General features: G+C 69.3%; 29 protein-coding genes. 12 read left to right on the top strand and 17 right to left on the bottom strand.

Going from position 1 to position 23,465, the window contains the following annotated elements:
- Positions 1 to 19: 19 nt before the first annotated feature.
- Positions 20 to 706, bottom strand: coding sequence for a FadR/GntR family transcriptional regulator (locus tag ACJH7A_RS05055; RefSeq protein ID WP_406801507.1), 687 nt, complete (start codon positions 704 to 706; stop codon positions 20 to 22).
- A 47-nt stretch (positions 707 to 753) separates the two neighbouring features.
- On the opposite strand from ACJH7A_RS05055, the gene ACJH7A_RS05060 reads away from it, so the two are divergent.
- On the top strand, positions 754 to 2,022 hold the full coding sequence (locus ACJH7A_RS05060; RefSeq protein ID WP_406774343.1) for a CynX/NimT family MFS transporter: 1,269 nt from the start codon (positions 754 to 756) through the stop codon (positions 2,020 to 2,022).
- Here the strand turns inward: ACJH7A_RS05060 and ACJH7A_RS05065 are convergent.
- Complete coding sequence (locus ACJH7A_RS05065) at positions 2,019 to 2,633, bottom strand: hypothetical protein (RefSeq protein ID WP_406774342.1); 615 nt, start codon at positions 2,631 to 2,633, stop codon at positions 2,019 to 2,021. The genes ACJH7A_RS05060 and ACJH7A_RS05065 overlap by 4 nt on opposite strands.
- Positions 2,634 to 2,818: 185 nt before the next feature.
- Between ACJH7A_RS05065 and ACJH7A_RS05070 the strand changes: the two genes are divergently transcribed.
- Positions 2,819 to 3,271: a nitroreductase family deazaflavin-dependent oxidoreductase gene (locus tag ACJH7A_RS05070; RefSeq protein WP_212807023.1), complete on the top strand. Its 453-nt coding sequence runs from the start codon at positions 2,819 to 2,821 to the stop codon at positions 3,269 to 3,271.
- Between the two features lie 73 nt (positions 3,272 to 3,344).
- On the opposite strand, the gene ACJH7A_RS05075 is transcribed toward ACJH7A_RS05070, so the two are convergent.
- Entirely contained in the window at positions 3,345 to 3,620 is a 276-nt protein-coding gene (locus ACJH7A_RS05075) for a hypothetical protein (protein ID WP_029105169.1), read from the bottom strand.
- Positions 3,621 to 3,721: 101 nt separating this feature from the next.
- On the opposite strand from ACJH7A_RS05075, the gene ACJH7A_RS05080 reads away from it, so the two are divergent.
- The 5 genes from ACJH7A_RS05080 to ACJH7A_RS05100 all read left to right on the top strand — a co-directional run bounded on the left by ACJH7A_RS05080 (position 3,722) and on the right by ACJH7A_RS05100 (position 7,197).
- Complete coding sequence (locus tag ACJH7A_RS05080; RefSeq protein WP_346417147.1) at positions 3,722 to 4,639, top strand: 1,4-dihydroxy-2-naphthoyl-CoA synthase; 918 nt, start codon at positions 3,722 to 3,724, stop codon at positions 4,637 to 4,639.
- A gap of 120 nt (positions 4,640 to 4,759) precedes the next feature.
- A complete protein-coding gene (locus ACJH7A_RS05085) occupies positions 4,760 to 5,227 on the top strand; it encodes a DUF4383 domain-containing protein (protein ID WP_346417148.1) in 468 nt (155 codons plus the stop codon).
- A 20-nt stretch (positions 5,228 to 5,247) separates the two neighbouring features.
- Positions 5,248 to 5,907, top strand: coding sequence for a 5,6-dimethylbenzimidazole synthase (gene bluB / locus ACJH7A_RS05090; RefSeq protein WP_212807026.1), 660 nt, complete (start codon positions 5,248 to 5,250; stop codon positions 5,905 to 5,907).
- A gap of 23 nt (positions 5,908 to 5,930) precedes the next feature.
- Positions 5,931 to 6,803, top strand: coding sequence for an SDR family oxidoreductase (locus tag ACJH7A_RS05095; protein WP_212807027.1), 873 nt, complete (start codon positions 5,931 to 5,933; stop codon positions 6,801 to 6,803).
- Positions 6,804 to 6,807: 4 nt separating this feature from the next.
- Positions 6,808 to 7,197 carry a VOC family protein gene (locus ACJH7A_RS05100; RefSeq protein WP_406801508.1) on the top strand — a complete coding sequence of 130 codons (390 nt, stop codon included), beginning with the start codon at positions 6,808 to 6,810 and terminating at the stop codon, positions 7,195 to 7,197.
- A 37-nt stretch (positions 7,198 to 7,234) separates the two neighbouring features.
- Here ACJH7A_RS05100 and ACJH7A_RS05105 read toward each other — a convergent pair whose 3' ends face one another.
- From ACJH7A_RS05105 to ACJH7A_RS05115, 3 genes are read right to left on the bottom strand one after another with little or no spacing between them, the layout of a single operon-like run.
- Complete coding sequence (locus ACJH7A_RS05105) at positions 7,235 to 7,543, bottom strand: DUF3349 domain-containing protein (protein WP_061004071.1); 309 nt, start codon at positions 7,541 to 7,543, stop codon at positions 7,235 to 7,237.
- 11 nt (positions 7,544 to 7,554) lie between these two features.
- The gene (locus tag ACJH7A_RS05110) at positions 7,555 to 7,836 is read right to left on the bottom strand and encodes a hypothetical protein (RefSeq protein ID WP_406801509.1); all 282 of its coding nucleotides are present in this window, start codon (positions 7,834 to 7,836) and stop codon (positions 7,555 to 7,557) included.
- A gap of 31 nt (positions 7,837 to 7,867) precedes the next feature.
- Positions 7,868 to 9,115 (bottom strand): inorganic phosphate transporter, encoded by a 1,248-nt coding sequence (locus tag ACJH7A_RS05115; RefSeq protein WP_212807030.1) that lies wholly within the window; start codon positions 9,113 to 9,115, stop codon positions 7,868 to 7,870.
- A gap of 274 nt (positions 9,116 to 9,389) precedes the next feature.
- Here ACJH7A_RS05115 and ACJH7A_RS05120 point away from each other — a divergent pair, with 274 nt between their 5' ends.
- The 3 genes from ACJH7A_RS05120 to ACJH7A_RS05130 all read left to right on the top strand — a co-directional run bounded on the left by ACJH7A_RS05120 (position 9,390) and on the right by ACJH7A_RS05130 (position 12,683).
- Positions 9,390 to 9,713 (top strand): DUF3349 domain-containing protein, encoded by a 324-nt coding sequence (locus tag ACJH7A_RS05120; protein WP_212807031.1) that lies wholly within the window; start codon positions 9,390 to 9,392, stop codon positions 9,711 to 9,713.
- Between the two features lie 50 nt (positions 9,714 to 9,763).
- The gene (menE, locus tag ACJH7A_RS05125; protein WP_406801561.1) at positions 9,764 to 10,858 is read left to right on the top strand and encodes an o-succinylbenzoate--CoA ligase; all 1,095 of its coding nucleotides are present in this window, start codon (positions 9,764 to 9,766) and stop codon (positions 10,856 to 10,858) included.
- 133 nt (positions 10,859 to 10,991) lie between these two features.
- Positions 10,992 to 12,683 carry a DUF4407 domain-containing protein gene (locus ACJH7A_RS05130; protein ID WP_406801510.1) on the top strand — a complete coding sequence of 564 codons (1,692 nt, stop codon included), beginning with the start codon at positions 10,992 to 10,994 and terminating at the stop codon, positions 12,681 to 12,683.
- Positions 12,684 to 12,739: 56 nt separating this feature from the next.
- Here the strand turns inward: ACJH7A_RS05130 and ACJH7A_RS05135 are convergent, their stop codons facing one another.
- Genes ACJH7A_RS05135 through ACJH7A_RS05145 form a run of 3 tightly spaced genes read right to left on the bottom strand, consistent with a single transcriptional unit; the run spans position 12,740 to position 14,993 of the window.
- Positions 12,740 to 13,855 carry an NAD(P)H-dependent flavin oxidoreductase gene (locus ACJH7A_RS05135; RefSeq protein WP_406801511.1) on the bottom strand — a complete coding sequence of 372 codons (1,116 nt, stop codon included), beginning with the start codon at positions 13,853 to 13,855 and terminating at the stop codon, positions 12,740 to 12,742.
- Between the two features lie 49 nt (positions 13,856 to 13,904).
- Complete coding sequence (locus tag ACJH7A_RS05140) at positions 13,905 to 14,681, bottom strand: S-methyl-5'-thioadenosine phosphorylase (protein WP_406801512.1); 777 nt, start codon at positions 14,679 to 14,681, stop codon at positions 13,905 to 13,907.
- Between the two features lie 3 nt (positions 14,682 to 14,684).
- Entirely contained in the window at positions 14,685 to 14,993 is a 309-nt protein-coding gene (locus ACJH7A_RS05145) for a hypothetical protein (protein WP_406801513.1), read from the bottom strand.
- Between the two features lie 35 nt (positions 14,994 to 15,028).
- On the opposite strand from ACJH7A_RS05145, the gene ACJH7A_RS05150 reads away from it, so the two are divergent.
- Positions 15,029 to 15,904 carry a 1,4-dihydroxy-2-naphthoate polyprenyltransferase gene (locus ACJH7A_RS05150; RefSeq protein ID WP_346417156.1) on the top strand — a complete coding sequence of 292 codons (876 nt, stop codon included), beginning with the start codon at positions 15,029 to 15,031 and terminating at the stop codon, positions 15,902 to 15,904.
- 10 nt (positions 15,905 to 15,914) lie between these two features.
- Here the strand turns inward: ACJH7A_RS05150 and ACJH7A_RS05155 are convergent, their stop codons facing one another.
- A complete protein-coding gene (locus ACJH7A_RS05155; protein ID WP_406801562.1) occupies positions 15,915 to 16,205 on the bottom strand; it encodes a DUF4229 domain-containing protein in 291 nt (96 codons plus the stop codon).
- 76 nt (positions 16,206 to 16,281) lie between these two features.
- Here ACJH7A_RS05155 and ACJH7A_RS05160 point away from each other — a divergent pair, with 76 nt between their 5' ends.
- Positions 16,282 to 16,425: a hypothetical protein gene (locus ACJH7A_RS05160; RefSeq protein WP_020101230.1), complete on the top strand. Its 144-nt coding sequence runs from the start codon at positions 16,282 to 16,284 to the stop codon at positions 16,423 to 16,425.
- Positions 16,426 to 16,432: 7 nt separating this feature from the next.
- Here ACJH7A_RS05160 and ACJH7A_RS05165 read toward each other — a convergent pair whose 3' ends face one another.
- The 7 genes from ACJH7A_RS05165 to hemL all read right to left on the bottom strand — a co-directional run bounded on the left by ACJH7A_RS05165 (position 16,433) and on the right by hemL (position 23,371).
- Complete coding sequence (locus ACJH7A_RS05165; protein ID WP_406801514.1) at positions 16,433 to 17,509, bottom strand: MinD/ParA family protein; 1,077 nt, start codon at positions 17,507 to 17,509, stop codon at positions 16,433 to 16,435.
- Between the two features lie 8 nt (positions 17,510 to 17,517).
- On the bottom strand, positions 17,518 to 18,486 hold the full coding sequence (gene ccsB / locus ACJH7A_RS05170) for a c-type cytochrome biogenesis protein CcsB (RefSeq protein WP_318985686.1): 969 nt from the start codon (positions 18,484 to 18,486) through the stop codon (positions 17,518 to 17,520).
- Complete coding sequence (locus tag ACJH7A_RS05175; RefSeq protein ID WP_318985769.1) at positions 18,483 to 19,979, bottom strand: cytochrome c biogenesis protein ResB; 1,497 nt, start codon at positions 19,977 to 19,979, stop codon at positions 18,483 to 18,485. The genes ccsB and ACJH7A_RS05175 overlap by 4 nt, the downstream gene beginning before the upstream one ends.
- A gap of 107 nt (positions 19,980 to 20,086) precedes the next feature.
- A complete protein-coding gene (locus tag ACJH7A_RS05180; protein WP_406801515.1) occupies positions 20,087 to 20,857 on the bottom strand; it encodes a cytochrome c biogenesis CcdA family protein in 771 nt (256 codons plus the stop codon).
- Entirely contained in the window at positions 20,854 to 21,432 is a 579-nt protein-coding gene (locus ACJH7A_RS05185) for a TlpA disulfide reductase family protein (protein ID WP_406801563.1), read from the bottom strand. Before ACJH7A_RS05185 ends, ACJH7A_RS05180 begins: the two co-directional genes overlap by 4 nt.
- Before the next feature lie 29 nt (positions 21,433 to 21,461).
- A complete protein-coding gene (locus ACJH7A_RS05190; RefSeq protein ID WP_406801516.1) occupies positions 21,462 to 22,070 on the bottom strand; it encodes a histidine phosphatase family protein in 609 nt (202 codons plus the stop codon).
- Positions 22,067 to 23,371: a glutamate-1-semialdehyde 2,1-aminomutase gene (gene hemL / locus ACJH7A_RS05195; protein WP_406801517.1), complete on the bottom strand. Its 1,305-nt coding sequence runs from the start codon at positions 23,369 to 23,371 to the stop codon at positions 22,067 to 22,069. Before hemL ends, ACJH7A_RS05190 begins: the two co-directional genes overlap by 4 nt.
- Between the last annotated feature and the right edge of the window lie 94 nt (positions 23,372 to 23,465).

A 23,465-nucleotide genomic window follows, 5' to 3' on the forward strand; every position in this document is an offset into this window, starting at 1 on the left:
CGGCCTGAAAACGACAGTTTTACGTCTGCTCGCGAGTGGATCGCAACCCGGCGAGCAGGCGGTCGAAGAGCACGGCTGCCGCGGCGGCCGCGCCGTCCGGGTCGGCTGCCACGATGCGGTCGAGCAACCGGTGATGGTCTTCGAACTCGGTCTCGACGGGCGTCTCGTTCATGACCGACACGCTCGCGGTGATGACCTCGATGAGACCGAGGTAGAGGTCGATCAACATCGCGTTGCCCGATGCCCGCACGACGGCGCAGTGGAATTCGGTGTCGGCGTGGACGAATTCGTCGTGATGCCCGGCGCGCTGTTCGTCGTCGCGGCCGTCCAGGAGCCGGCGCAGGGTGACGATGTCGTCGTCGGTCCGGTTGGTCGCGGCCAGGCGGGCGCCTTCCACTTCCAGCCCGCGGCGTACCTGCAGCACGTCGCGCAGCTCGTCACTGCACAGCCGGCGCAGCGCACCGGACACCTCGCTGGTGGCACGGACGTACGTGCCGTCGCCCTGCCGCACCTCGAACAGCCCGGCGTGCGCCAGTGCCCGCACGGCCTCGCGCACGGTGTTGCGACCGACCCCGAGGGCTTCGACGAGATCGGTCTCGTTGGGGATGCGGTGCCCGACGGGCCATTCCCCGTCTGTGACCGAGTCCCGGAGCTGTTCGATGACCTGCTCGACCAAGCCGGCCCGGCGGGCTGTGTTCAGCGTCACGCAATCATCCTTTCAACCAATCATAGGATGTATGGCATCCTAGCAGGATGAGTGCTGCCGTGAGCGGAACCCCACACGCCCGTTACGAAGATGAATTGGCACTCGAGCTCGACGGCGCCATCGAGATCACCGACATCCCGGCGAGCCCGAACACGCGCCTCGCCAGCGGCATCCTGCTGGCCCTCGCCGTCGTCGTCACCGCGCTGAACCTGCGGCCGTCGGTCACCAGCGTCGCTCCCCTGCTCGGCGAGATGCGCACCGCTCTCGGGGTGTCATCGGTCTGGGCCGGCATCCTGACCACCCTGCCCGTGCTGTGCTTCTCGGCCGCCGGCGCCACCGCGCCATTGCTGTCCAAACGACTCGGCCTGGGCCGGACCGTCACGCTCGCACTGCTGGCGCTGGCCGTCGGGCTGATCGTGCGGCCGTACGGCGACGGCGGCCTCATGCTCGGCGCCACCCTGCTCGCCTCGTCGGGCATCGCGCTGGCGAACGTGCTGATCCCGGTGGTCATCAAGAGCTCGTTCCCCGCCCGCGTCGGCCTGATGACAGGCATCTACACCAGCGCGCTGCAGGCCGGCGGCGCGTTCGGTGCCGCGGTCACCCCGGCCGTCGAACAGAGCGTCGGCGGCTGGCGTCCGTCACTGGCCATCTGGGCCGCCCTCGCGCTGGCCGCGCTGCTCCTCTGGGTCCCCGCGGCCCGGCGCCACCGCACCGACTGGGCCGCCACCGCGGCCCAGGCCACCAAGCGCCGCTCGCTGTTGCGCAACCCGCTCGCGTGGACCGTGACGGTCTACATGGGCAGCCAGTCGTTCCTGGCCTACGTCATGATGGGTTGGCTCCCACAGATTTTCATCGACAACGGCATGGACAAGACCAGTGCCGGCGTGATGTCCGGGGTGATGTCCCTGATCGGCGTCCCGATCGCGCTGCTGATCTCGCCGCTGGCCGCCCGCACGACACACCAGAGCCTGTGGAACGTCGGCCTCGGTGTGCTGGGCGTGTCCGGCACCATCGGCCTGCTGATCGCGCCGATGGCGGCGCCGGTGCTGTGGAGCACGATGATCGGCATCGGGTTGAGCGCGTTCTCGCTGGCGCTGACCATCATCGCGCTGCGCGCCCGCAACGCCGAGGACACCGCACAGCTCTCGGGCATGGCGCAGGGCTTCGGCTACCTGTTCGCCAGCACCGGCCCGTTCCTGTTCGGGCTGCTGCACGACGTGTCCGGCGACTGGCACGTGCCGTTCGTGTTGTTCTTCACCGTCTACGCGGTGCAGTTGACGGCCGGCTGGTTCGCCGGACGCAACCGCTACGTCTAGTACTGCGGCGGATAACCCGGGTAGCCGACAGGAGCGGCGGGCGCCGCCTGCCCGCTCTTCCACCGGCACCACTGCTGCGTCGAATTCAGCGCGGCCAGCACGCCGGTGGCGAGCGCGAACACGATCGGCACCGCGGCGGACATCACCGACAGGCCTGCCATGCTCTGCATGCCCTCGTAGCTGCCGCCGAGCGTGCTGTCGAGCCGCTTGAGGATGGTGAGCGAGGCGAACAGCCCGATCACGTTCGCCAGCACCACGGCGGTGCAGCCGCCGATGACGACCCAGCGGCCCACCCCGCGCCCGAGCACCAGCAACACGCCACCGACGAGAAGGGCGATCGCCACGACCGTCTGCACGACGGCCATGCCGCTGCTCAGACCCATCAGGCTGGATTTGGTGTCACTCGCGTACGAACTGGTCAGCGCGCCGATCGTGGCGACCGCGTACCAGCTGGAGAACGCCTGGAATGCCGTCGACAGGGCGCCGAGAATGCTGAGCACCGCGGCGATGATCGCCGTCACGCCCGACGGTCCCGCCGGCCCGGGCGGTGTGGGCACGCCGTAACCCGGGGGCTGGGGGTACTGCGGCTGGGGGTACTGCGGATAGGGCACGTTCGGCGGCATACCGGGTGCGCCGTACGGGTTGGGCCCATACGGTTGACCCGGTGGTTGACCGGGTCCGAACTGCCCAGGCCCGAATTGCCCGGGGGGCCACTGATTCGACATCGAAACCCCACTTTCAGCTGGGCGAACATAGCACGCCAGCGCGGTTTCGGCGCCTCGTCTAGCCTCGGGTCATGGCCTCGGACAGCGACGCGAATCTCAAGCCACCCTGGTGGCTCAAGCCCATGAACAAGGTGATGATGGCGGTCATGCGCGTGGTCCCGATCAAGGGCCCCGTGGTGCTGACCGTGCCCGGCCGCAAGTCCGGTGAACCGCGGTCGACGCCCATCACCCCGTTCGAGGTCGACGGCCACCGCTACGTGGTGGGCGGGTTCCCGAATGCCGACTGGGTGCGCAACGCGCGCGCCGCGGCCACTGCCACCGTCACGCAGGGGCGTCATCGCGAAGAGGTCCGGCTGTTCGAGGTACCCGCCGACGAGGCCCGGCCGCTGTTGCGGCAGTTCCCGATCCTGGTGCCGACGGGCGTCGGCTTCATGAAGAACGCGGGCCTGGTGACCGGGCCCAACCCCGACGAATTCGAAGCACTCGCAGGCCGCTGCGCGGTGTTCCGGTTCGACCCCGTCTAGACACCGACGAGCGTGGGGGCTGACGAGAAATCCGGTCCGGATTTCCGCGTCAACCCCCACGCTCGGTAGTCGGCTAGATGTGCGGCGCGTTCTTGATCGGGGCGTCCTGCTGACCGACGGTCTGACACCACGCCAGTGCCGACGCGCGCGTCCCCGACACCTCGAGGGACGACGGATCGGCGCCCTTGCGGTCCTTGATCATCTTGTTGACCGCTTCGTTCTGCGTCTTCTCGTCGGCGCCGACGAAGTCCTTGCACTTGGTATCGCCGCCCTGCACGGCCGGCGAGCATCCGACCAGCATCAGTCCGGCAATGACACTCGACACCACCACGCCTGCTGACCGCTTCATCAAGGTCCTCCTGTATTCGGGCCGCGAACGGCCGCTGATTGTGTCCGATCTAGTACCCCTGGGTGGCGCGGACCAAACACCGTCGGCTCTAAGGTCGAGGCGTGAACGCAGACAATCCGTTTGACCCGCAGCTCTGGCAGCCGGTGACCGAACTCGGTGAACTCACCGACATCACCTACCACCGGCACGTGCTGGACGGTAAGCCGCAGCCGACGGTCCGGATCGCCTTCGACCGGCCCGACGTGCGCAATGCCTTCCGGCCGCACACCGTCGACGAGCTCTACCGCGCCCTCGACCATGCCCGGATGAGCCCCGACGTCGGCGTCATCCTGCTCACCGGCAACGGACCGTCGTCCAAGGACGGCGGCTGGGCCTTCTGCTCCGGCGGCGATCAGCGCATCCGCGGCCGCAGCGGCTACCAGTACGCGTCCGGCGAGACCGCCGAGTCCGTCGACCCGGCCCGCGCCGGGCGGCTGCACATCCTCGAGGTGCAGCGGCTCATCCGGTTCATGCCCAAGCCCGTGATCTGCCTCGTCAACGGCTGGGCGGCCGGCGGCGGCCACAGCCTGCACGTCGTCTGCGACCTGACCCTGGCCAGCCGCGAACACGCGCGGTTCAAGCAGACCGACGCCGACGTCGGCAGCTTCGACGGCGGCTATGGCTCCGCGTACCTGGCGCGGCAGACCGGGCAGAAGTTCGCCCGCGAAATCTTCTTCCTGGGCCGCGCCTACGACGCCGAGACCATGCACAAGATGGGCGCCGTCAACGAGGTCGTGGACCACAAGGACCTGGAAACCGTTGCGCTGCAATGGGCGGCCGAGATCAACGGCAAGTCACCACAGGCCATCCGGATGCTGAAGTTCGCATTCAACCTGCTCGACGACGGCCTGGTGGGTCAGCAGATCTTCGCCGGCGAGGCCACCCGTCTGGCCTACATGACCGACGAAGCCGTCGAGGGCCGGGACGCGTTCCTGCAGAAGCGCGACCCGGACTGGAGCGAGTTCCCCCGCTACTTCTGAGGTTCGGCGGGGCCCTGGTCCGTCATCTGGACGACAGCCCGCTGTGTGCTTTCCCATGAGTGCGCTGTGTATCCGCTTAGGCGCGCGCCGATGGTGGAGACCTCGCGTCACACTTGGCACGTGGACGTCGGGACGCGAGCGCGAATCGGCCAGTGGGCGCTGGGGGCCGAGGGTTTCGCGCTGGGCGTCTTCGGCGGCACCGGCCTGGCGTGGTCCATGGCGAACCCGCATTTCGGCGCCGCCGGGGCGCCCCTGATGTGGCTGCGGGTCACGCCGCTGCACTGCGCGCTGCTGCTCGTGGTCGGCGTGGTGACCGTCTTCGCCGCGTTCGGCCGCGGCGCGGCGCGGTTCAACCGCGTCGCCGCCGTCGGCTGGTTCATCGTGACGGCGGTGTGCGTGGCGGCAACGTCGAGTCACAGCCCGGGACCTCTGGGTTTCGACTCGCGTGACACCGTCCTGTACGCGATCCTCACCGGCTACAACGTGACCCTTGCGGCGTGGTTCGCCTTCCCCCACCGGACCACGCCCGCAGGGCAGCCACCCCGCCGTTTCCACCGGCGTCACTCAGACGCGATCGGATCCCGCTGATCCCTGTTAGCCTCCCTCCGGTGAGCGAGCCGAGTTACTCCGACGCCGAACGCGCAGCCGTCTACCGCGTCATGTCCGAGCGTCGGGACATGCGGCACTTCACGCCGAATTCCACGGTGCCCGAAGAGGTTCTGCGCCGCATCCTGGAGGCCGCGCACATGGCGCCGAGTGTCGGGCTGATGCAGCCCTGGCGCTTCCTGCGCATCACCGACCCGGCCGTCCGGACGGCGATCAAGAAGCTCGTCGACGCCGAGCGCATCCAGACGGGCGAGGCCCTCGGGCCGCGCGAGGCGGAGTTCCTGGCGCTGAAGGTCGAAGGCATCGGCGACTGCGCCGAGCTGTTCGTCGTGGCCCTCGGCGACGATCGCGAGCGTCACATCTTCGGCCGCCGGACCATGCCCCACATGGACCTGGCGTCGGTGTCGTGCGCCATCCAGAACATGTGGCTGGCCGCCCGCGCGGAAGGCCTTGGGCTGGGCTGGGTTTCGCTGTTCGACCCGGCCGAGCTGGCCGCCCTCCTCGGCATGCCCGAGGGCGCCGAACCGATCGCGGTGCTGTGTGTCGGCCCGGTACCGGAGTTCCCGGACCGCCCCGAACTCGAGATCGTCGGCTGGACGACGGCGCGCCCGCTCGACGAACTCGTGTACACCAACGTCTGGCCTGTCACCGGAGCGAGCTGACGCCGCGGCCCTAAGCTCAGGGGGTGAGCAAGAGTCCCCTACGGCGCGTCTCCGAGAGCCTGCTGCTCGCCGGCATGCGACCGCCCCTGATCGAACGGTTGTCGGGCCACGGCGAGGTCGACCTGGCCGGAAAACGCATCGTGCTGACGGGAGCGTCGTCGGGCATCGGCGAGGCGGCCGCCGCCAAGTTCGCGCACCTCGGAGCGACGGTCGTCATCGTCGCCCGCCGGGCCGAACTGCTGGACAAGGTGGCCGCCCGGATCACCCACAGCGGCGGTGACGCCATCGCGCGGCCGTGCGACCTGTCCGACATGGACGCCATCGACAAGCTGGTGGCGGACGTGGAAGCCGAGCTGGGCGGCGTCGACATCCTGATCAACAACGCCGGCCGGTCCATCCGCCGGCCGCTGGCCGAGTCCCTGGACCGCTGGCACGACCTCGAACGCACCATGACGCTGAACTACTACTCGCCGCTGCGCCTGGTGCGCGGCTTCGCCCCCGGGATGCTCGAGCGCGGCGACGGGCACATCATCAACGTGTCGACGTGGGGTGTGATGAACGAGTCGTCGCCGCTGTTCTCCGTGTACAACGCCTCCAAGTCGGCACTGACCGCGGTGAGCCGGGTCATCGAAACCGAATGGGGCGCAAGCGGAGTGCACTCCTCGACACTGTTCTATCCGCTGGTGAAGACGCCGATGATCGCGCCGACCCGCGCCTTCGACGGCATGCCCGGCCTGTCGGCCGACGAAGCCGCCGACTGGATGGTCACCGCGGCCAAGACCCGCCCGGTGCGCATCGCGCCCCGGATCGCGGTGACGTCGCACGCGCTCAACAGTTTCGTGCCCGGCCTGGTCGACCAGATGATGAAACGCCGACGCGCGCAGTCGATCGGGTGACGCGATGGAGATCCTCGCCAGCCGCATCCTGATCCGGCCCGTCGACTACGCGAAGTCGGTGGCGTTCTACCGCGACGCCATCGGCCTGGCCATCGCCCGCGAATACGGTGCCGGCACAGTGTTTTACGCCGGCCAGTCGCTCATCGAACTCGCCGGCCACGGCCGTGACGACGACGGCCCGACGGTTCCGTTCCCGGGCGCGCTGTGGCTACAGGTGCGCGACGTCTACCAGACCCAGGCCGAGCTCGAGGCCCGCGGGGTGGCGATTTCCCGTGCCGCGAGACAGGAACCGTGGGGCCTGCACGAGATGCACGTCACCGATCCTGATCAGGTCACCTTGATCTTCGTCCAGGTGCCCGACACCCACCCGCTACGACGCGACACCCGGAGTTAGCACTCCGGGTGTCGCGGGTGGTGAGTTCTGCGGCGCGTCAGCGAGCCGGCGTCGCCAGCGGCCAGCCGACCGAGGCCAGTCGCGCCGACACCTGGTGGATGTCGTCGGGGCTGGGCTCCTGGTTGGTGACGGCCGCGATCGCGGCGTGAATCTCGGCCTCGGTGACGGGGCTCTCGCCGTCGTTGGTGCGCAGGATGGACCGCGCCGCCTCGACGACCTCGTCCTCCGTGAGCGAACGCTTCAGCAGCGCCAGCACCGGGTAGTAGTCCTTCGGCGGCACACCGTCGGGGTATCCCGCCCGCAGCCACTTCAGGACATTCTCGAACAATCCATTGGATTCAGTCATTGTCCGTCAGCTCACTTCTTCAGAAAGGGGAACAGGTCGACGCCGGTGTGGTGGATGATCGTGGACCGGGTGATCCACAGGATCGCGAGCAGGACGACGGCTCCGACCAGCATGAACAGCGCCAGACCCAGGTACTTGAGGATCGGGTTGGGGGCCGTGACCGTCCCATCGGAGTGCTCGCCGCCGGCGCCGTTGGAGTAGGCGACGAGGCCGCCCGCGAACACCGCGGGGAGTCCGGCACCGAGGATCAAACCCACGACGAGGACCTTGAGGATGGCTTCCAAGTAATGCATCAGTGATTCCTTCTGGTTCGGTTCGCGGGAATCAGACGCCGGCGGATTCGGGCGACTTGGCGGCAGCCTCACGGACGTCGGCAGGCACCACGGAGTTGGTGGACGCGTCCCATTCAGCGTTGACGTTGTTGTGGTCGACCTTCTGCTGCTGCGCACGCCAGTACATGAAGCCCGACAGCGCGACCAGGATGACGAAGATCGTGCCGTCGCCCACCAGCGCGGAACCGGTGGCGGACTTCAGGCCGTAGGACAGCCAGTACGACAGGGCACCGACCAGCGCCGCGGCCGGCAGCGTGATCAGCCAGGCCATGGCCATGCGTCCGGCGACGGCCCAGCGGACCGAAGCGCCGGGCTTGCCGACGCCACTGCCCAGGATCGAACCCGTGGCGACGTGGGTGGTCGAGAGCGCCATGCCGGCGGCGCTGGAGCTCAGGATGATCGCGGCCGAGGACGCCTCGGCGGCCAGGCCCTGCGGGGACTCGATCTCGACGAGGCCCTTGCCCAGGGTGCGGATGACGCGCCAGCCGCCGATGTAGGTGCCCAGGCCGATGGCCAGGGCGCACGACGCGATGATCCAGAACGGCAGGCCGTCCTTCTTCACGTCGCCGGTCAGGTGGCCGGTGGTGATGAGGGCCAGGGCGATGACGCCCATGGTCTTCTGCGCGTCGTTGGTGCCGTGGGACAGCGCGACCAGCGATGCAGTGGCGATCTGGCCCCAGCGGAAGCCTTCCTCACGGCGCTTCTTGATGACGTTGCGCGTGATCCTGTAGACCAGCCAGGTGCCTACGGCGGCCACGAGGCCCGCGATGAACGGAGCCGCGACAGCCGGGATCAGCACCTTCTGGATGACGCCGCTCCAGTTGATGCCCGCGGTGCCGAGCGCGGCCAGGCCGGCACCGATCAGTCCGCCGAAGAGCGCGTGCGACGAGCTGGAAGGGATGCCGAACAGCCAGGTGAGGAGGTTCCACAGGATGCCGCCGATGAGGCCGGCGAAGATGATGGTGAGTCCGGTCGACGCGTCGATGGACTTCAGTAGGTGCCCGGACTTACTGTCCTGAATCTTCAGCACCGAGGTGGTGACGGTGACGGCGACCTCGACTGACAGGAACGCGCCGACCAAGTTCAGGACGCCGGCCAGCAGCACGGCGGTCTTGGGCTTCAGCGCGCCTGTGGCGATCGAGGTCGCCATGGCATTACCGGTATCGTGAAATCCATTCGTGAAGTCAAATGCCAGTGCTGTTGCGATCAACAGCACCAGGATGACCAACTCTGCGCTCATGGCGCTCATTCTGGTGTAACGGCGCCGTTTTTGACCAGTTACAGAAGTCCTCAATCCGGACCGCGACCTGGGTGTTTGCCCGACCCGAAGAGGTGTTCATGGAGTGTTCACCTGTTAGCTTCGTCTAATTAGTCTGGCAAAGTGCTGTCGGCGATGCCGAGGGTTACGGTGGCGATATGCCCACGTCACAGGCTGGGCATAGGATTCGGTGCGCAATTTCGGGGCACACAGCGCACAGCTGGGCCGCCCCTCCCCGAGATCAGGAGGTGACGCCATGAACTCGTTTCTCACCAAGATCGTGGCGTGGCTGCAAGCCGGGTATCCCGACGGCATCCCCGCCACCGACCGGGTGCCGCTGTTGGCGCTGCTGTCCCGGCGCCTGACCAACGACGAGGTCAAGTCCGTCGCCCGCGGGCTGATGAATCGTGGTGAATTCGATGACATCGACATCGGCGTACTGATCACGCGGATCACCGACGAACTCCCCCGCGCCGAGGATGTGGAGCGGGTGCGGGCCCGGCTGGCCGCCAAGGGCTGGCCGCTCGACGATCCCCGCGACCCGATCGACGGCGAGCCCGGTGACGGAGGCGTGGCATAGCTGTTCTGCATCCGGTCGCCGTCGGTTCCGGCGACGCGGCCCTCGCCCTGATCCCGAAGTTGGCGCAGGCCCTGGACGGCCGCGGCGCGCTACTGCCGGTGCCGGCCGACGATGACCGCCAGGCCGCGCTGCTGACGGAGACATTGCGCGCCGGTGAAGCCGTCGACGACGACGTGGCCCTTGTGGTCTCGACGTCGGGTTCCACCGGAATCCCCAAGGGCGCCTTGCTTTCCGCCGCGGCATTGCACGCCAGCGCCGACGCCACGCATGACCGGCTCGGCGGGCCCGGCCGGTGGCTGCTGGCACTGCCTGCCTACCACGTCGCCGGAGTGCAGGTTCTGGTGCGGAGCCTGCGGGCCGGCACCACGCCCGTCGCGCTGGACCCGGGTTTCGACGTCAGTGAACTGCCTTCTGCGGTAAGGGCTTTGGGTTCGGGACGGCGCTACACGTCACTGGTCTCGGTGCAGCTGGCCAAGATCCTGGCCGATCCCGCCGCGACCGCGGCGCTCGCCGAACTGGACGCCGTCCTGATCGGCGGCGGCCCCATGCCGCCGGGACTCGGCGAAAAGGCCGCGGCCGCAGGCATTTCCGTGGTCCGCACCTACGGGATGAGCGAGACCTGCGGCGGCTGCGTCTACGACGGACGACCGCTGAGCGGCGTCCGGCTGCGCATCGACGACACCGGCCGAATTTCGTTGGGCGGTCCCACGCTGGCGTCGGGTTACCGAAATCCCGTCGACCCGTCGCCGTTCGTGGCGGGCTGGTTCGTCACCGATGACATTGGCGCCGTGGATGATTCGGGCGTGCTGCGGGTACTGGGCCGCATCGACGACGCCATCGCCACCGGCGGTCTCAAGGTGCTGCCCGCGCTCGTCGAGTCGGCCCTGGCGGGCCATCCGGCCATCGCCGAATGCGCCGTGTTCGGCATGCCCGACGAACGGCTGGGCCAGCGGGTGGCCGTGGCCGTCGTGCTCCACCCGGGCGCGGCCGCACCCACCGTAGCTGACCTGCGGGAATACGTCAGCGCCACGCTGGCCGCCACCGCCGCCCCACGTGAGGTGCACGTGGTCGCCGAACTCCCCCGCCGCGGGATCGGCAAGCTCGACCGGCGGGCGCTGACGCTGCAGTACCAGAAAAACGCCTGATCGGCCCGTGATGCCGGTCACAGCACCGGCGCTTGATTCGGTGACGGGCCCGGCTCTCTGGGACCCTGGAACGCGGACCGGAAGAGTTGGAGTTTCCATGCCTGCCCACAGACAGCCTGACAACCATCCTGCGGTGACCGCCCTGACCTGGTCGGGAGGCGTGCTGGCCTGGGCCGTGGCCGCCGCCGTCGCCGCCCCGTCCACCGGTCTGCCACTGGCCGTCGTGCTGCCCGTGACCCTGATTTTCGGTGCGCTGGTGGTCGTGGCCATCCGCAGCACCGTCGCCAGCGCCCGCGGCACCGCCGGCCGGGCGGCCCTGGCCGTCGCGATCGGCCTGCTGGTCGGTGAACTGGCCGCGATGACGCTGTTCAGCAATGCCATCACCCAGCGTCTGGACGCCGAGGCCGCGGCTCGCGCCGCGACCACGCCGGCCGTGGCCACCGCGCAGGGCCAGTTGGATGCGCTGCGCGCGAGCCGCGGTGCGCTCGACGCCGCCGTCGACTCCGCCCGGCAGCGTCGTGACGACGCTCAGGTCGTGGCCCGCTGCGAATACCACCCGACGCCGTCGTGCGCCCAGCAGCCCGTCACCGGTGTGCCCGGTGACGGCCAGATCACCCAGAACACGCAGGACATCCTCGAGCACGACCAGCGCGAGCTCGATGCCGCACTGGCGGCCCGGGGCGAGCAGGCCCCGACCCTCGACGCGCGGATCGCCGGTGCCGAGCACACGGTCACGGCCGCGCGCGATGCGGCCGGCGCCGGCGCGGACCGCGGTTTCGGCGCGCGCTGGGTCGCGATGAACGGCTACACCATCGACACGCCTGCCGCGCTGGTGGCGCGCATCGCCGTGGTCGGCGTCTGCGTCCTGCTGTACCTGCTGCCGATGCTGCTGCACGCCCGGCAGGACCGCACCCTGCGCGAGCGCCACGACGAGTCCCGGCTGCGGGCCGAGCTGCGCGCCGAGACCGCCATCGCGGTCAAGCAGGCCGAGGTGCGGGCCGAAGCCGAGATTCTGAAGGCCGAACACCAGCTGGCCGCCATGAAGCTCGCGCTCGAGACCGACGCCGAGATCAACCGCGAATATCACCGCCAGCGCGTCGCCGAAGCCCTCACCGGCGAGCCGGCGCAGCCCGCGCTCGCGGCCCCCACCGCCGAGGTGCTGCGGCCCGATTCGCCGCCGCAGCCCATGTACTCCGACTGGGACGAACTCATGGCGTTCCCGGACCCGCAGCGGCGTTCGTTGAGCGCCGCACCAGCGCCGGAGCCCGAACCGGCCGACGCACCGGCCGAACCGGCCGCCACGGCCGAACTCGTCCCGATCGGCGACGAGCGGGCCGAGAACCTGCCGGTACAGGCGACCAGCCAGCCCGCAGGCGGCCTGACACTGCCGCAACTGCCCGACCTCACCAAGGTCGCGGCTCGCCTGCTGCGTCCGCTGGTGGCGCCCGTCGCGCCCGTGGTGGACCGCGTCATCGACACGTCGGTGCAGCAGCTGCGCTCGGCGCAGAAGGTCATCGAGGAGTTCGAGGAGATCACGTTCACGCTGCGCCGGACGTCGCGGACGACGGTGACCGAGAACGAGCACGAGCAGTCGTCGGGCCCGCGCGCCGCGGACCAGGGCCAGGCGCTCGGGGCGGGCCAGGGCGTCCACCCGCGCGTCGAACCCCAGTGGGCCGCACCGCAGATGAACGCGACGTTCGCACCGACGACGCCGCTGCGGGGCGCCGACCCGTACACCGCACTCGACGGCACCGACACCACGATCATCGACGCCGCCGACGAACGCCGTCAGCTCAAGGAAGGCCGCCGCGCCATCGAGCCGTAACCCGGGGATTTGTGCACGATCTTCCGCGCCTCGCGCGGAGAATCGTGCACAAATCCCTAGGGCAGCGAGCGGTTCAGGCGCTCGGTGGCGGCCAGGTAGTCCTCGATGAACTCGCGGACGACCTCGCGGGCGGGCTTGACCTTGTTCATCAGGCCGACGCCCTGGCCGACGAAGTAGGTCGCCAACTGCTGGGCGCCCGGATGGCCCTGGGCGGCCAGGCGGTCGATGCGCCGGATCACCGGCTCGCTCAGCATGTTCTGCAGCGGCAGCGGAAGTGGCTTGCGGCCGCCGTCGTTCGGCGCCCAGGCATCCGTCCAGTCCGAAACCAGTTGGCGTGCGGGCTTTCCGGTGCGCCCCGCCGACCGCACGGTGTCGCGTGACGTGGCGGCCAGCATCTTCTGCTTGGTGGCCGGCGCGGTCTCGGCCTCCTCGGTGGTCAGCCACACCGAACCGGTCCAGGCCCCGGCGGCGCCCAGCGCGACCGCCGCGGCCATCTGCCGGCCGGTGACGATGCCGCCCGCCGCCAGCACGGGGACCGAATCATCAATCGCCTCAATCACTTCCGGCACCACGACGAGTGTGGACACCTCACCACAGTGCCCGCCGGCCTCGGTGCCCTGCGCGACGATGAGGTCCACCCCGGCCGCGACCTGCTTGACGGCGTGCTCCTTGGCGCCGACCAGCGCGGCCACCGGAATCCCCCGCTCGCGGCCCGCCTCGATCATGTAATCCGGCGGCACGCCAAGGGCATTGGCGATCAGCTTGACGGGATGGCTCAACGCCACGTCGAGCAGGTCGTGCCCGGTGTTGCCGGACAGCACCGACCCGCCGGTGCGGATCTTTTCCTCCGGCTCGATGCCGTGGTCGATGAGCAGTTGGGTGACGAATTCCCGGTATTCCGAAGGGATTCGGTCGGCCAGTTGGCCGTCCGACAGGTTCTCGCCCTTGCCTTCGAATTTCGCCGGCACGATGATGTCCGCACCGTAGGGCCGGCCGCCGACGTGATCATCGATCCAGGCGAGTTCCCGGTCGAGCTGCTCGGGCGTGTACGCCGTCGCGCCCAGCACGCCGAAGCCGCCGGCGTTGGTGACCGCGGCGACCACGTCGCGGCAATGGCTGAAGGCGAAGAGCGGAAAGTCGATGCCGAGCTGTTCGCAGATGCGGGAAGTCACCCCGTCAGTTTTGCCACCCCGACTTGACGGGTGTCAAGAGCCGCCTCGATCAGGGCAGTTCAAACGGCAGCTTCACCCCGCTGTGGGCCAGGCAGTGGGTACACGTTCGTTCGGCCGGGACGGTCGCCAGGGCCTGCTGCACCAGCGCCTTGAACATCGGGGTGTTGCGCTCGAACTCCGCGAAGACGTCGACGGTGGTGACGCCGGCGCCGGCCTCGATGCCCGCATCCAGGTCGGTCACCAAAGCGATTGCCGCATAACACATCTCGAGTTCACGGGCCAGCACGGCCTCTGGGTAGCCGGTCATGTTCACCAACGTGAACCCCTGGGCCGCGAACCACTGGCTCTCGGCGCGGGTGGAGAACCGGGGCCCCTGGATGACCACCATGGTGCCGCCGTCGATGACGCCCGGCTGCTCGGCGGCCACGGCGCGCAGCGTCGGACAGTACGGATCGGCGAAGCCGACGTGGATGCCGCCGGCGTCGAAGTACGTGTCCTCGCGGCTGCGGGTGCGGTCCACCAGCTGGTCGGGCACGACCACGACGCCGGGGCCGAGATCCGCGGTCAGGCTGCCGACGGCGCACGGGGCGAAAATCCGCCGCACCCCGAGCTTGCGCAGCGCCCACATGTTGGCGCGGTACGGCACCGTGTGCGGCGAGTACTCATGCTTGAGCCCGTGCCGTGGCAGGAATGCCACCTCGTGCCCGCCGACGGCCCCGATGGTGACCGGCGCGCTCGGCGTGCCGTAGGGCGTGTCGACGGTGACGGTGCGCGCGTCGTCCCCGAAGAACGTGTAGAAACCGCTACCGCCGATGACTCCCAGCATCCGTTATTCGGCGTCGGTCTTGGGGGTATCCACGGTCTCCGGCGTCACGGCCGTGACGGGCGTCGGCGCGGGCGCCACGACGTCGTCGTCCTCGATATCCTCGGCCTCGTCCTGTTCCAGCTGCGCGCGGGCCCGCCGGGCGCCGTCGCGAATCTCGAATGCGTCGGTGGCCAGGGCGCCGATGGAGCTCGCCACGTCCTTGACGGCGGTGACGACGATGTTCATGACCTCGCCGACGGTGCCTGCGACGGCTTCGACGGATTCCTGCACGACATCTTTGCGAATCTCGTTCTTGCTGAGCCGATCCTTCATGCCGATAAGTGTAGGGGCGTGGGACGATTGCGCGCGTGGCCAGTCTTTCGCAGTGGATAGAGGGCGCCCGACCGCGGACCCTCCCGAATGCCGTCGCTCCCGTGCTGGCAGGTACCGGTGCCGCCGCCTGGGTCGGCGGTGAGGTGTGGTGGAAAGCGGCTCTGGCCCTTGTGGTTTCGATATCGCTGATCATCGGGGTCAACTACGCCAACGACTACTCCGACGGCATCCGCGGCACCGATGACGACCGGTCCGGGCCGGTGCGCCTGGTCGGGGCCAGGTTGGCCTCGCCGCAGGCGGTGCTGGCGGCGGCCGTGATCAGCCTGTCCATCGGCGCCGGGGCCGGCCTGGCGCTCGCGCTGGTCAGTCAGCCGTGGCTGATCGCCGTCGGCGCGGCGTGCATCGCCGGCGCCTGGCTGTACACCGGCGGCACCAACCCGTACGGCTATCGCGGGCTCGGCGAGGTCGCGGTGTTCGTGTTCTTCGGGCTGGTCGCCGTGCTCGGCACGCAGTACACGCAGGCCCTGCGGGTCGACTGGGTGGGACTCGTGCTCGCCATCGCGGTCGGGTCCTTGTCGTCGGCGGTGTTGGTGGCCAACAACCTTCGCGACATTCCCACTGATCAAGTCTCGGGCAAGATCACGCTCGCGGTGCGGCTCGGCGACGCCCGCACCCGCCAGCTGTTCCAGGTGCTGACGCTGCTGCCGTTCGTGCTGACCGCGGTCCTGACGCTCGCGACCCCGTGGTGCCTGGTCGGCTTCGCGGCGGCACCGCTGGCGGTCCGCGCGGCCAAGCCCGTGCGCTCAGGCCTCGGCGGTCGCGAGCTGATCCCCGTGCTCAAGGACACCGGGCTGACGATGCTGGTGTGGGCCGCCCTGATCACCGCGGTGCTGGTGGCGGTCAAGCCCTAGTCGGGCGGCGTCAGTCGCCGGCGGAATCCTCGCCGTGCAACCGGGCCTGCAGCTGCTCGCGCTCGGCGCGGCGACGCTCGTCGACGGCGGCGATCCCGGCGGTGGCCCGGCGGCGCAGCGGAGCGAACAGCCAGATGCCCAGCGGCATGCCGAGGACCAGCGCGAACAGCAGCGCCACCATGGCCGGGAAATCACGGATACCCAGCAACGCGACGACACCGAAGATCGCGCCGGCAATCACCGCTAACAGCAGCAGGCGGGCGAGCGCGTAGAGAAAAACGTCGAGCAGCAAACGTGGCATGGACGGGGTGGCGGGCGCATCAGACACCGCACGAGTTTACCGACGGACGCGTATATTCGAATAAAGGAGGTTTTACGTGCAGTTCCTGCTCCTGATCACGCTGCTGGCGCTGTTGGCCTACGTGGGCTGGCGCGCCACTCGCGCCACGGCCGCGCGGCCGACCACGCGCGTCATCGGCCCGGATGACGATCCGGAATTCCTGCGCCGGCTCGGTTCGTAGCGACTCTCTACAGCGACAGCGGAAATCCGTCGGCGACGGCCACGGCCAATTCCAGCAACGCATCCCTGGTGTCCGGCCGAAGCCGGTCCAGACTGACCTCGGCACCCTCCTCCAGGTGCGGATCGAACGGCACCACCTGCACCGCCCGGCACCGGCGGCCGAAATGATCGACCACCTTGCGCAGATCGACCTTGCCCGAGCGCGGACGCACGGCATTGACCACCGCGACGGCGTTGCGCACCAGTTCCTGATGACCATGGGCGTCGAGCCAGTCGAGCGTCGCCGCGGCACTGCGGGCGCCGTCGACCGAGCCTGAGCTGATCACGACGAGCACGTCGGCGTGCGCGAGCACCGCACCCATGGCCGAATGCAGCATGCCGGTGCCACAGTCCGTCAGGACCAGCCGGTAGTACGGCTCCAGCACCGCCAGAGTGCGGGCGTAATCCTCGGAGCTGAACGCCTCCGACACCGCCGGGTCGCTCTCCGAGGCCAGCACCTCGAGCTGGCTCTCACCGCGCGAGGTGTAGTTGCGGACATCGCTGTAGCTGGAGATGCCCTCGGCATCGCGCAGGAGATGACGGACCGTCGCCGGCGTCTCCAGCGGCACCTTCTGGCTGAGGGTGCCGCGGTCGGGGTTCGCGTCCACCGCGATGACGCGGTCGCCGCGGATCGACGCGAACGTCGCCCCCAGCGTCGCGGTGATGGTCGTCTTCCCGACGCCGCCCTTGAGGGACAGCACCGCGACCCGGTAGCAGTCCCGCAGCGGGCGGTTGATCTGCGCGGTCAACCGGTTGCGGTGCAGGGTCTTGGGGCTGTCACCGGGATTGAGCAGGGTGCCGGTCGCGTAGTAGAGCGCCTTGCGCCAGCCGGTCGACGGTGCGCGGCTCGGCCGGCTCAGCAGCGCGACCGTGGCGGGATCCAGGCTCCGCGGCTTCGCGGGTGTCGGCGCCAGGACCGGCGTCACCACATGCGCGATGACGATGCGGGCCTCCGGCGCCGAGGTCGGCGTGGCGGCAGCGACGGGATCGGCCGGGTCCTTGAACCGGCCCTGGGCGCGGAATGAAGGCACGATCAGCCCCGACATCTGATGGCTCAGCCGACGCCGGCGTACGAATGCAGGCCGACGGTCACCAGGTTGATGAAGAACAGGTTGAACACCATCGCGACGAAGCCGACGACGTTGATCCACGCGGCCTTCTTGTCGCGCCAGCCGGCGGTGGACCGGGCGTGCAGGTAGGCGGCGTAGACGACCCACGCGACGAACGACACCGTCTCCTTGGGGTCCCAGCCCCAGTAGCGGCCCCACGCCTCCTCGGCCCAGATGGCCCCGAAGATCACGCCGAACCCGAAGATCGGGAACGCGAAGATCGTGGTGCGGTAGGCGATGCGGTCCAGGGTCTGGGCATCCGGCAGGCGCTGGATCATCCGGCCGAACCCGTTGTCCTGATGTGCCAGCGGCGACATCTTGAGCAGGAACAGGATGCTGGCGACGCCGGCGACCAGGAAGACGCCGGAGCCGAGGCTGACGACCGAGACGTGGATGGGCAACCAGTACGACTGCAGCGCGGGCATCACCGGCGCGGCGTTGGTGTACAGGTACTTGACCGACACCGCCAGCAGGATCAGCTCGGGCACCAGGACGAAGACCCACAGCGCCCGGTACTGCGGCTTGCGCAGCACGATCGACGCTGCGACCAGCCCACAGAAGCTGGTCAGGTTGATGAACTCGTACATGTTGCCCCACGGCACGCGCATGGTGGCCAGACCGCGCAACACGATGCAGACGAACAACATGGCGATGCCGACGTACACCAGCGCGAGCCCGACACGGCCGATGCGCTCGTCAACCGAGCGGGTGGGTGCGTCGACGATGACGCCTGGGATGGTGCTGTTCGCGCCCACGCCCGCACCGACCAGCTCTCGGGTCTCTACCTTCCGGCCACGGCTCGACGCCAGCTCGACGGCCAGCAAGACGAAAGCCAGGCACAGCACCGTCCAGGAACTGAAGAATGCCCAGTCCGAGTACCGGGCCAGGTCGATGTCGATGTGCTCTGTGTTCATCGCTTGTCCTCAATCAACCGCTCTGTGAGCTTTTCGAACTCGTCGCCCCACCCCGAGTTGTCCGTGCGGGCCAGGCCGCCGAGCTCGACGTTGACGGTACCCGGCCCGGCCGACACGATCCGAATCCAAACGCGGCGGCGGCGCACCACCAACGACACCAGCAGCCCGGCCATCATGGTCAGCGCGAACACCAGCACCCACACCTGCGCCGGGTCGTGCGACACCTGCACGTTGATGAACGGCACCGCGCCGTCGAACTTGATGACGGTGCCGTCGTCCAGCTTGGTCTGCTCGCCGGCCTTGAGGTTGACGCGCGCCTGCTTGGTGAGCCGCTTCTGGTCGATCAGCCGGGGGTCGAGCGAGAACAGCGACTGCGGGCGGCCGCTGTCGAGCCCGGTGTCGCCGCGGTAGATGTCGATGGCCACCGCGGGCGCGTTCATCGCCGGGAAGCTCGAGGACAGCAGCTTGCCGTCGAGTTCGGCGGTCGGGGCGAACAGGCCCTGGATGGCGATCTGGTGCTTGCGCCGCTCGCGGTCGTCGGGATAACTGCCGCCCGGCGGATCGATGCGCGCGACGCCCGAGGACAGCAGCGTCAGCGCGTTCTCGGGCTTCCACTGCACCGTCGACGTGCGGGTCTGCCCGTTGGGGAACGTCACGGTGAACGTCGGCGCGTAACCGTGGCCCTGCAAGTAGATGCGCTCGCCGCCGATCCGCAGCGGGTGGTTGACCTCCAGCCGGTACGGCCGCCAGGTGCCGCTGACCAGATCGGTGCCGTCCTGGTAGTCGATGTTCGCGGCGAACGCCGTGGCCTGCCCGCTCGGCAGGTACCGGGCGTCGAAGTCGTGGACCCGCAGGCAGCTGGGGTGCAGTGAGGTGCCGTCGACGACGTTGCCGGCGCGGAACGAGTCGAACGCGGCCGGGGAGGCCGAGCAGAAGCCGGGCCCGCCGTCGGCGATGACGATGACGTTGCCCTCGTAGCCGAACATCTTGCCGAACGCGATGGCCACCAGGAGGCCCAGCAGCGAGAAGTGGAAGACGATGTTGCCGAACTCGCGCAGGTAGCCCTTCTCGGCCGAGATTTCGCGAGTGCCGTCATCGAGGGTGCGGGTGGTCTGGCGCCAGCCCTTGAGCCGCCCCGCCATCCGGTCGGCGACGGCGTCCGGCTCACCCGGGACGGAGGCCTGCGCGTGCTTGGGCAGCCGCGCCAGGTTCCGCGGCGCCGGCACCGGGACGGCGCGCAGGCTGCGGATGTGCTCGATCATGCGGGGCGTCAGGCAGCCCACGAGCGAGACGAACAGCAGCACGTAGATCGAGGTGAACCAGAAGCTCGAGAACACCGAGAAGGCCTGCACCTTGTCGAGCCACGGCCCGATCGTCGGATGCTGCGCCAGGTATTCGTCGACCTTGCCGGCGTTGAGCGAACGCTGCGGCAGCAGCGCACCCGGGATGGCGCCGAGCGCCAGCAGGAACAACAGCACCAGGGCAGTGCCCATCGACGTCAGCGTCCGCCAGGTGTTGCGGAACAGTGCGACCACCCGGGAGAGCGGGCCGGGGCGGCGGGTCTCGCCGCCCGACACGGCGTCGGGCGCGGAAACGTCGGTCATATCGGGAGCCTCACGTTGCTGACGAAGGCGTCGCGCACCCAGGACGTGAAGTCGTTCCACACGCCGGTGACCAGCGCGGTGCCGACGACGATCAGCAGCAGGCCGCCGAAGATCTGGATGGCGCGGGTGTGCCGGCGCAGCCAGCCCAGGCCCTGCACGGCGCGGGCCGACCCGAAGGCCAACAGCACGAACGGAATGCCGAGACCCAGGCAGTACGCGATCACCAGCGCGATGCCGCGGGCGACGCTGGCGCCGTCACTGGCCGAGGCCACCGCGATGACGCCGGTGAGCGTCGGCCCCAGGCATGGGGTCCAGCCCAACCCGAACACCGCGCCCAGCAAGGGGGCGCCGACGACCGTCGACACCTGGCGCGGCGTGAACCGCACCTGACGCTGCAGCGCCGGGACCAGCCCGATGAACACGAGGCCCATCAGCACCGTGACGACGCCGCCGATGCGTTGCAGCAGAAGCTGATTGGCGATGAGGGTCGTGGTCAGGCCGAGTACGGCGACCGCGCCCATGAGGAACACCGCCGTGAAGCCCGCGACGAACAGCGCCGCCGCACCGGCCACGCGCCAGCGCGCGGTGCGCACTTTGGTTGCTCCCCCTTGGTCATCGACACCGACCACGGCAGCGAGATACGACAGATACCCGGGCACCAGCGGCACCACGCACGGTGAGGCGAACGACACCAGCCCGGCCAGCACGCTCACCCCGAGTGCCACCAACAGCGGTCCCGCCGCGGCGGTTTCGGCGAAGCCGGTCATGCCTTGCCCTCTTTGGCCAGCCGCTCGACGACGGGCTTGAGATCCTCGGCCAGCAGTTCCCGCAGGAACACCGCGGCCACCCGGTGCTGGCGATCCAGCACCAGCGTCGAGGGGATGACGGTCGTCGGGTACTTGCCGCCGAACGCGATCATGGTGCGCATCGCCGGGTCGTAGATGGACGGGAAGGTCACCTTGTGGTCGACGACGAAGTCGACGGCGGCCTGCCGGTTGTTGTCCCGGACGTCGATGCCGAGGAACCCGACGCCCTGCGCCTTGGTCTGCTCGTACACCTTCTCCAGCTCGGAGATCTCCGAGCGGCACGGGCCACACCACTGGCCCCAGACGTTGATCACCACGACCTGACCCGAAAAGTCTTCCAGCGAAAGCGTTTTCGCCGGATCCGTGAGCGACGGTCCGCGCACCGCGCCGGGCTTGCCGCGGCTCGATGGCGGGTCGTAGAAGATGTCGGTCTTGCCGCCCGGCGCCACGAACTCGAAGGTGCCGCCCTGCGCGACGGCGTCGTCACCGGTGGAGCAGCCGACGAGCAGCACGGCCGTCGTCAGGACGGCCGCCATCACTGCCCCGGCACGGGCCACCAGCGAAGTCACTGTCCGGCCAGCTCCGAATATCCCCAGCCGACCATCTGGTCACCATGGAAGTAGAACGACGTCACCGATGCCAGGTTGCACATCCGCTTGGTCGGGAAGTGGTGCAGGTTCTTGCCGAGCATCGCGCGGCGCAGCGTCTCCACCGGCAGCTGATGGCTGACGCACACCGCCTCGTGGCCCATGCCCTTGACCCGGGCGCGGTCCACGGCGCCGGTCATCCGCTCCGCGATGTGCTTGTACGGCTCGCCCCACGACGGGGTCTTCGGGTCGCGCAGGTGCCACCAGTTGCGCGGGTCGCGCAGGGCGCCGTCACCCGGTGAAACCCGCTGTCCCTCAAACACATTCTCCGACTCGATGAGGTGCGGGTCGGTGTCGATGGACAGCCCGTGCCGCGCCGCGATGGGCGCCGCCGTCTCCTGCGCGCGCTCGAGCGGCGACGCCACGACGTAGACGATGTCGCGCTCGGCGAGCCAGCCTGCGACCGCCTCGGCCTGGGCGCGCCCACGGTCGGACAGATGAAAATTGGGCTTGCGGCCGTAGAGGATCTTGTCCGGGTTGTGGACCTCGCCGTGACGCATCACGTGCACGATCGTCCTGTCGGTCATGCGGGCTCCTGAGCTTGGGCGGCGGCCTGCGCGGCGGCGGGCAGCGCGGCGGCGATCCGGTCGAACGCAGCGTCGTCGAGTGCGGCCGAGACGAACCAGGTTTCGAAGGCGCTGCACGGCGGGTACACCCCGGCGTCCAGCAGGGCGTGGAAGAACGCCGGGTAGCGCCAGGTCTCGGTCGCCTTGGCCGATGCGAAGTCGGTGACGGGCGCGTCACCGAAGAACGCCGTCAGGAAGTTTCCGGCACGCGAAACCCGGTGCGCCACAGACGCTTCGGTGAGCGCGTCGGACAAGAGCCCGGACAGGCGGTCGGCGTTACGGTCCAGGGCGGCGTACACCGCGTCGTCGGCGGCGCGCAGCGTGGCCAGGCCCGCGGCCATCGCGACCGGGTTCCCCGACAGCGTCCCGGCCTGGTAGACGGGGCCCAGCGGGGCGAGCCGTTCCATCACCTCGGCGCGGCCACCGAACGCGGCGGCCGGCAGCCCGCCGCTCATCACCTTGCCGAACGTGAACAGGTCGGCGGCGACGGGATCGAGTCCGTACCAGCCGCCACGGCTGACGCGGAAGCCCGTCATCACCTCGTCGATGATCAGCAGCGCGCCGTACTCGGCGGTGATCTGGCGCAGCGCGGCGTTGTAGCCCGCGGCCGGCGGGACGGTGCCCATATTGCCGGGGCTGGCCTCGGTGATGACGCAGGCGATCTGATCGCCGGCCGTGGCGAAGGCCTGGCGCACCGCCTCGACATCGTTGTACGGCAGCACGATGGTGTCAGCGGCGGCCGCCCCGGTCACACCCGGCGACGACGGCAGCCCCAGCGTGGCGACACCGGAGCCGGCGTCGGCCAGCAGCGCGTCGCTGTGGCCGTGGTAGCAGCCGGAGAACTTGATGATCTTGGGCCGGCCGGTGAAGCCGCGGGCCAACCGGATGGCGCTCATGGTGGCCTCGGTGCCCGAGTTGACGAAGCGGATGCGCTCGACGGGGGCGACGCGGTCGATGATCTCGCGGGCCAGCTCCGTCTCGGCGGGCGTCGGGGCGCCGAACGACAGGCCGTTCACAGCGGTGGTCCGCACGGCCTCGACGACGGCGGGATGCGCGTGGCCCAGGATCATCGGCCCCCAGGAGCACACCAGGTCGACGTACCGGTTGCCGTCCGCGTCGGTCAGCCAGTAGCCGTTGGCCGAGGTGATGAATGCAGGGGTACCGCCGACCGAGCTGAAGGCCCGCACAGGCGAGTTGACCCCGCCGGGGATCACGGTCGACGCGTCGGCGAACAGTTTCGCGGAAACGTCGGTAGAGCGCATGGCCACCAGTGTCCCAGCCCGGCGCGAATGGACCAACTACAGGGTGTAGGAGGGCGGCTTCGTCCATCTCGGCGGCGGCCGTCACATCGCGATG

It is taken from the genome of Mycobacterium sp. SMC-17 (assembly GCF_045310915.1).
Lineage (GTDB): Bacteria > Actinomycetota > Actinomycetes > Mycobacteriales > Mycobacteriaceae > Mycobacterium.

Bases quoted from the DNA above. Each gene is read 5' to 3' on its own strand.
- ACJH7A_RS05165 (WP_406801514.1), bottom strand. From the start codon at position 17,509: ATGTCGGGGCTGATCGTGCCTTCATTCCGCGCCCAGGGCCGGTTCAAG.
- ACJH7A_RS05115 (WP_212807030.1), bottom strand. From the start codon at position 9,115: ATGAGCGCAGAGTTGGTCATCCTGGTGCTGTTGATCGCAACAGCACTG.
- ACJH7A_RS05175 (WP_318985769.1), bottom strand. From the start codon at position 19,979: ATGGGCACTGCCCTGGTGCTGTTGTTCCTGCTGGCGCTCGGCGCCATC.
- ACJH7A_RS05180 (WP_406801515.1), bottom strand. From the start codon at position 20,857: ATGACCGGCTTCGCCGAAACCGCCGCGGCGGGACCGCTGTTGGTGGCA.
- ACJH7A_RS05185 (WP_406801563.1), bottom strand. From the start codon at position 21,432: ATGGCGGCCGTCCTGACGACGGCCGTGCTGCTCGTCGGCTGCTCCACC.
- ACJH7A_RS05060 (WP_406774343.1), top strand. From the start codon at position 754: ATGAGTGCTGCCGTGAGCGGAACCCCACACGCCCGTTACGAAGATGAA.
- ACJH7A_RS05110 (WP_406801509.1), bottom strand. From the start codon at position 7,836: ATGCATTACTTGGAAGCCATCCTCAAGGTCCTCGTCGTGGGTTTGATC.
- ccsB (WP_318985686.1), bottom strand. From the start codon at position 18,486: ATGAACACAGAGCACATCGACATCGACCTGGCCCGGTACTCGGACTGG.
- ACJH7A_RS05075 (WP_029105169.1), bottom strand. From the start codon at position 3,620: ATGAAGCGGTCAGCAGGCGTGGTGGTGTCGAGTGTCATTGCCGGACTG.
- ACJH7A_RS05100 (WP_406801508.1), top strand. From the start codon at position 6,808: ATGGAGATCCTCGCCAGCCGCATCCTGATCCGGCCCGTCGACTACGCG.
- ACJH7A_RS05145 (WP_406801513.1), bottom strand. From the start codon at position 14,993: ATGAAGGATCGGCTCAGCAAGAACGAGATTCGCAAAGATGTCGTGCAG.
- ACJH7A_RS05120 (WP_212807031.1), top strand. From the start codon at position 9,390: ATGAACTCGTTTCTCACCAAGATCGTGGCGTGGCTGCAAGCCGGGTAT.
- ACJH7A_RS05190 (WP_406801516.1), bottom strand. From the start codon at position 22,070: ATGACCGACAGGACGATCGTGCACGTGATGCGTCACGGCGAGGTCCAC.
- ACJH7A_RS05140 (WP_406801512.1), bottom strand. From the start codon at position 14,681: ATGCTGGGAGTCATCGGCGGTAGCGGTTTCTACACGTTCTTCGGGGAC.
- ACJH7A_RS05105 (WP_061004071.1), bottom strand. From the start codon at position 7,543: ATGACTGAATCCAATGGATTGTTCGAGAATGTCCTGAAGTGGCTGCGG.
- ACJH7A_RS05070 (WP_212807023.1), top strand. From the start codon at position 2,819: ATGGCCTCGGACAGCGACGCGAATCTCAAGCCACCCTGGTGGCTCAAG.
- ACJH7A_RS05155 (WP_406801562.1), bottom strand. From the start codon at position 16,205: ATGCCACGTTTGCTGCTCGACGTTTTTCTCTACGCGCTCGCCCGCCTG.
- hemL (WP_406801517.1), bottom strand. From the start codon at position 23,371: ATGCGCTCTACCGACGTTTCCGCGAAACTGTTCGCCGACGCGTCGACC.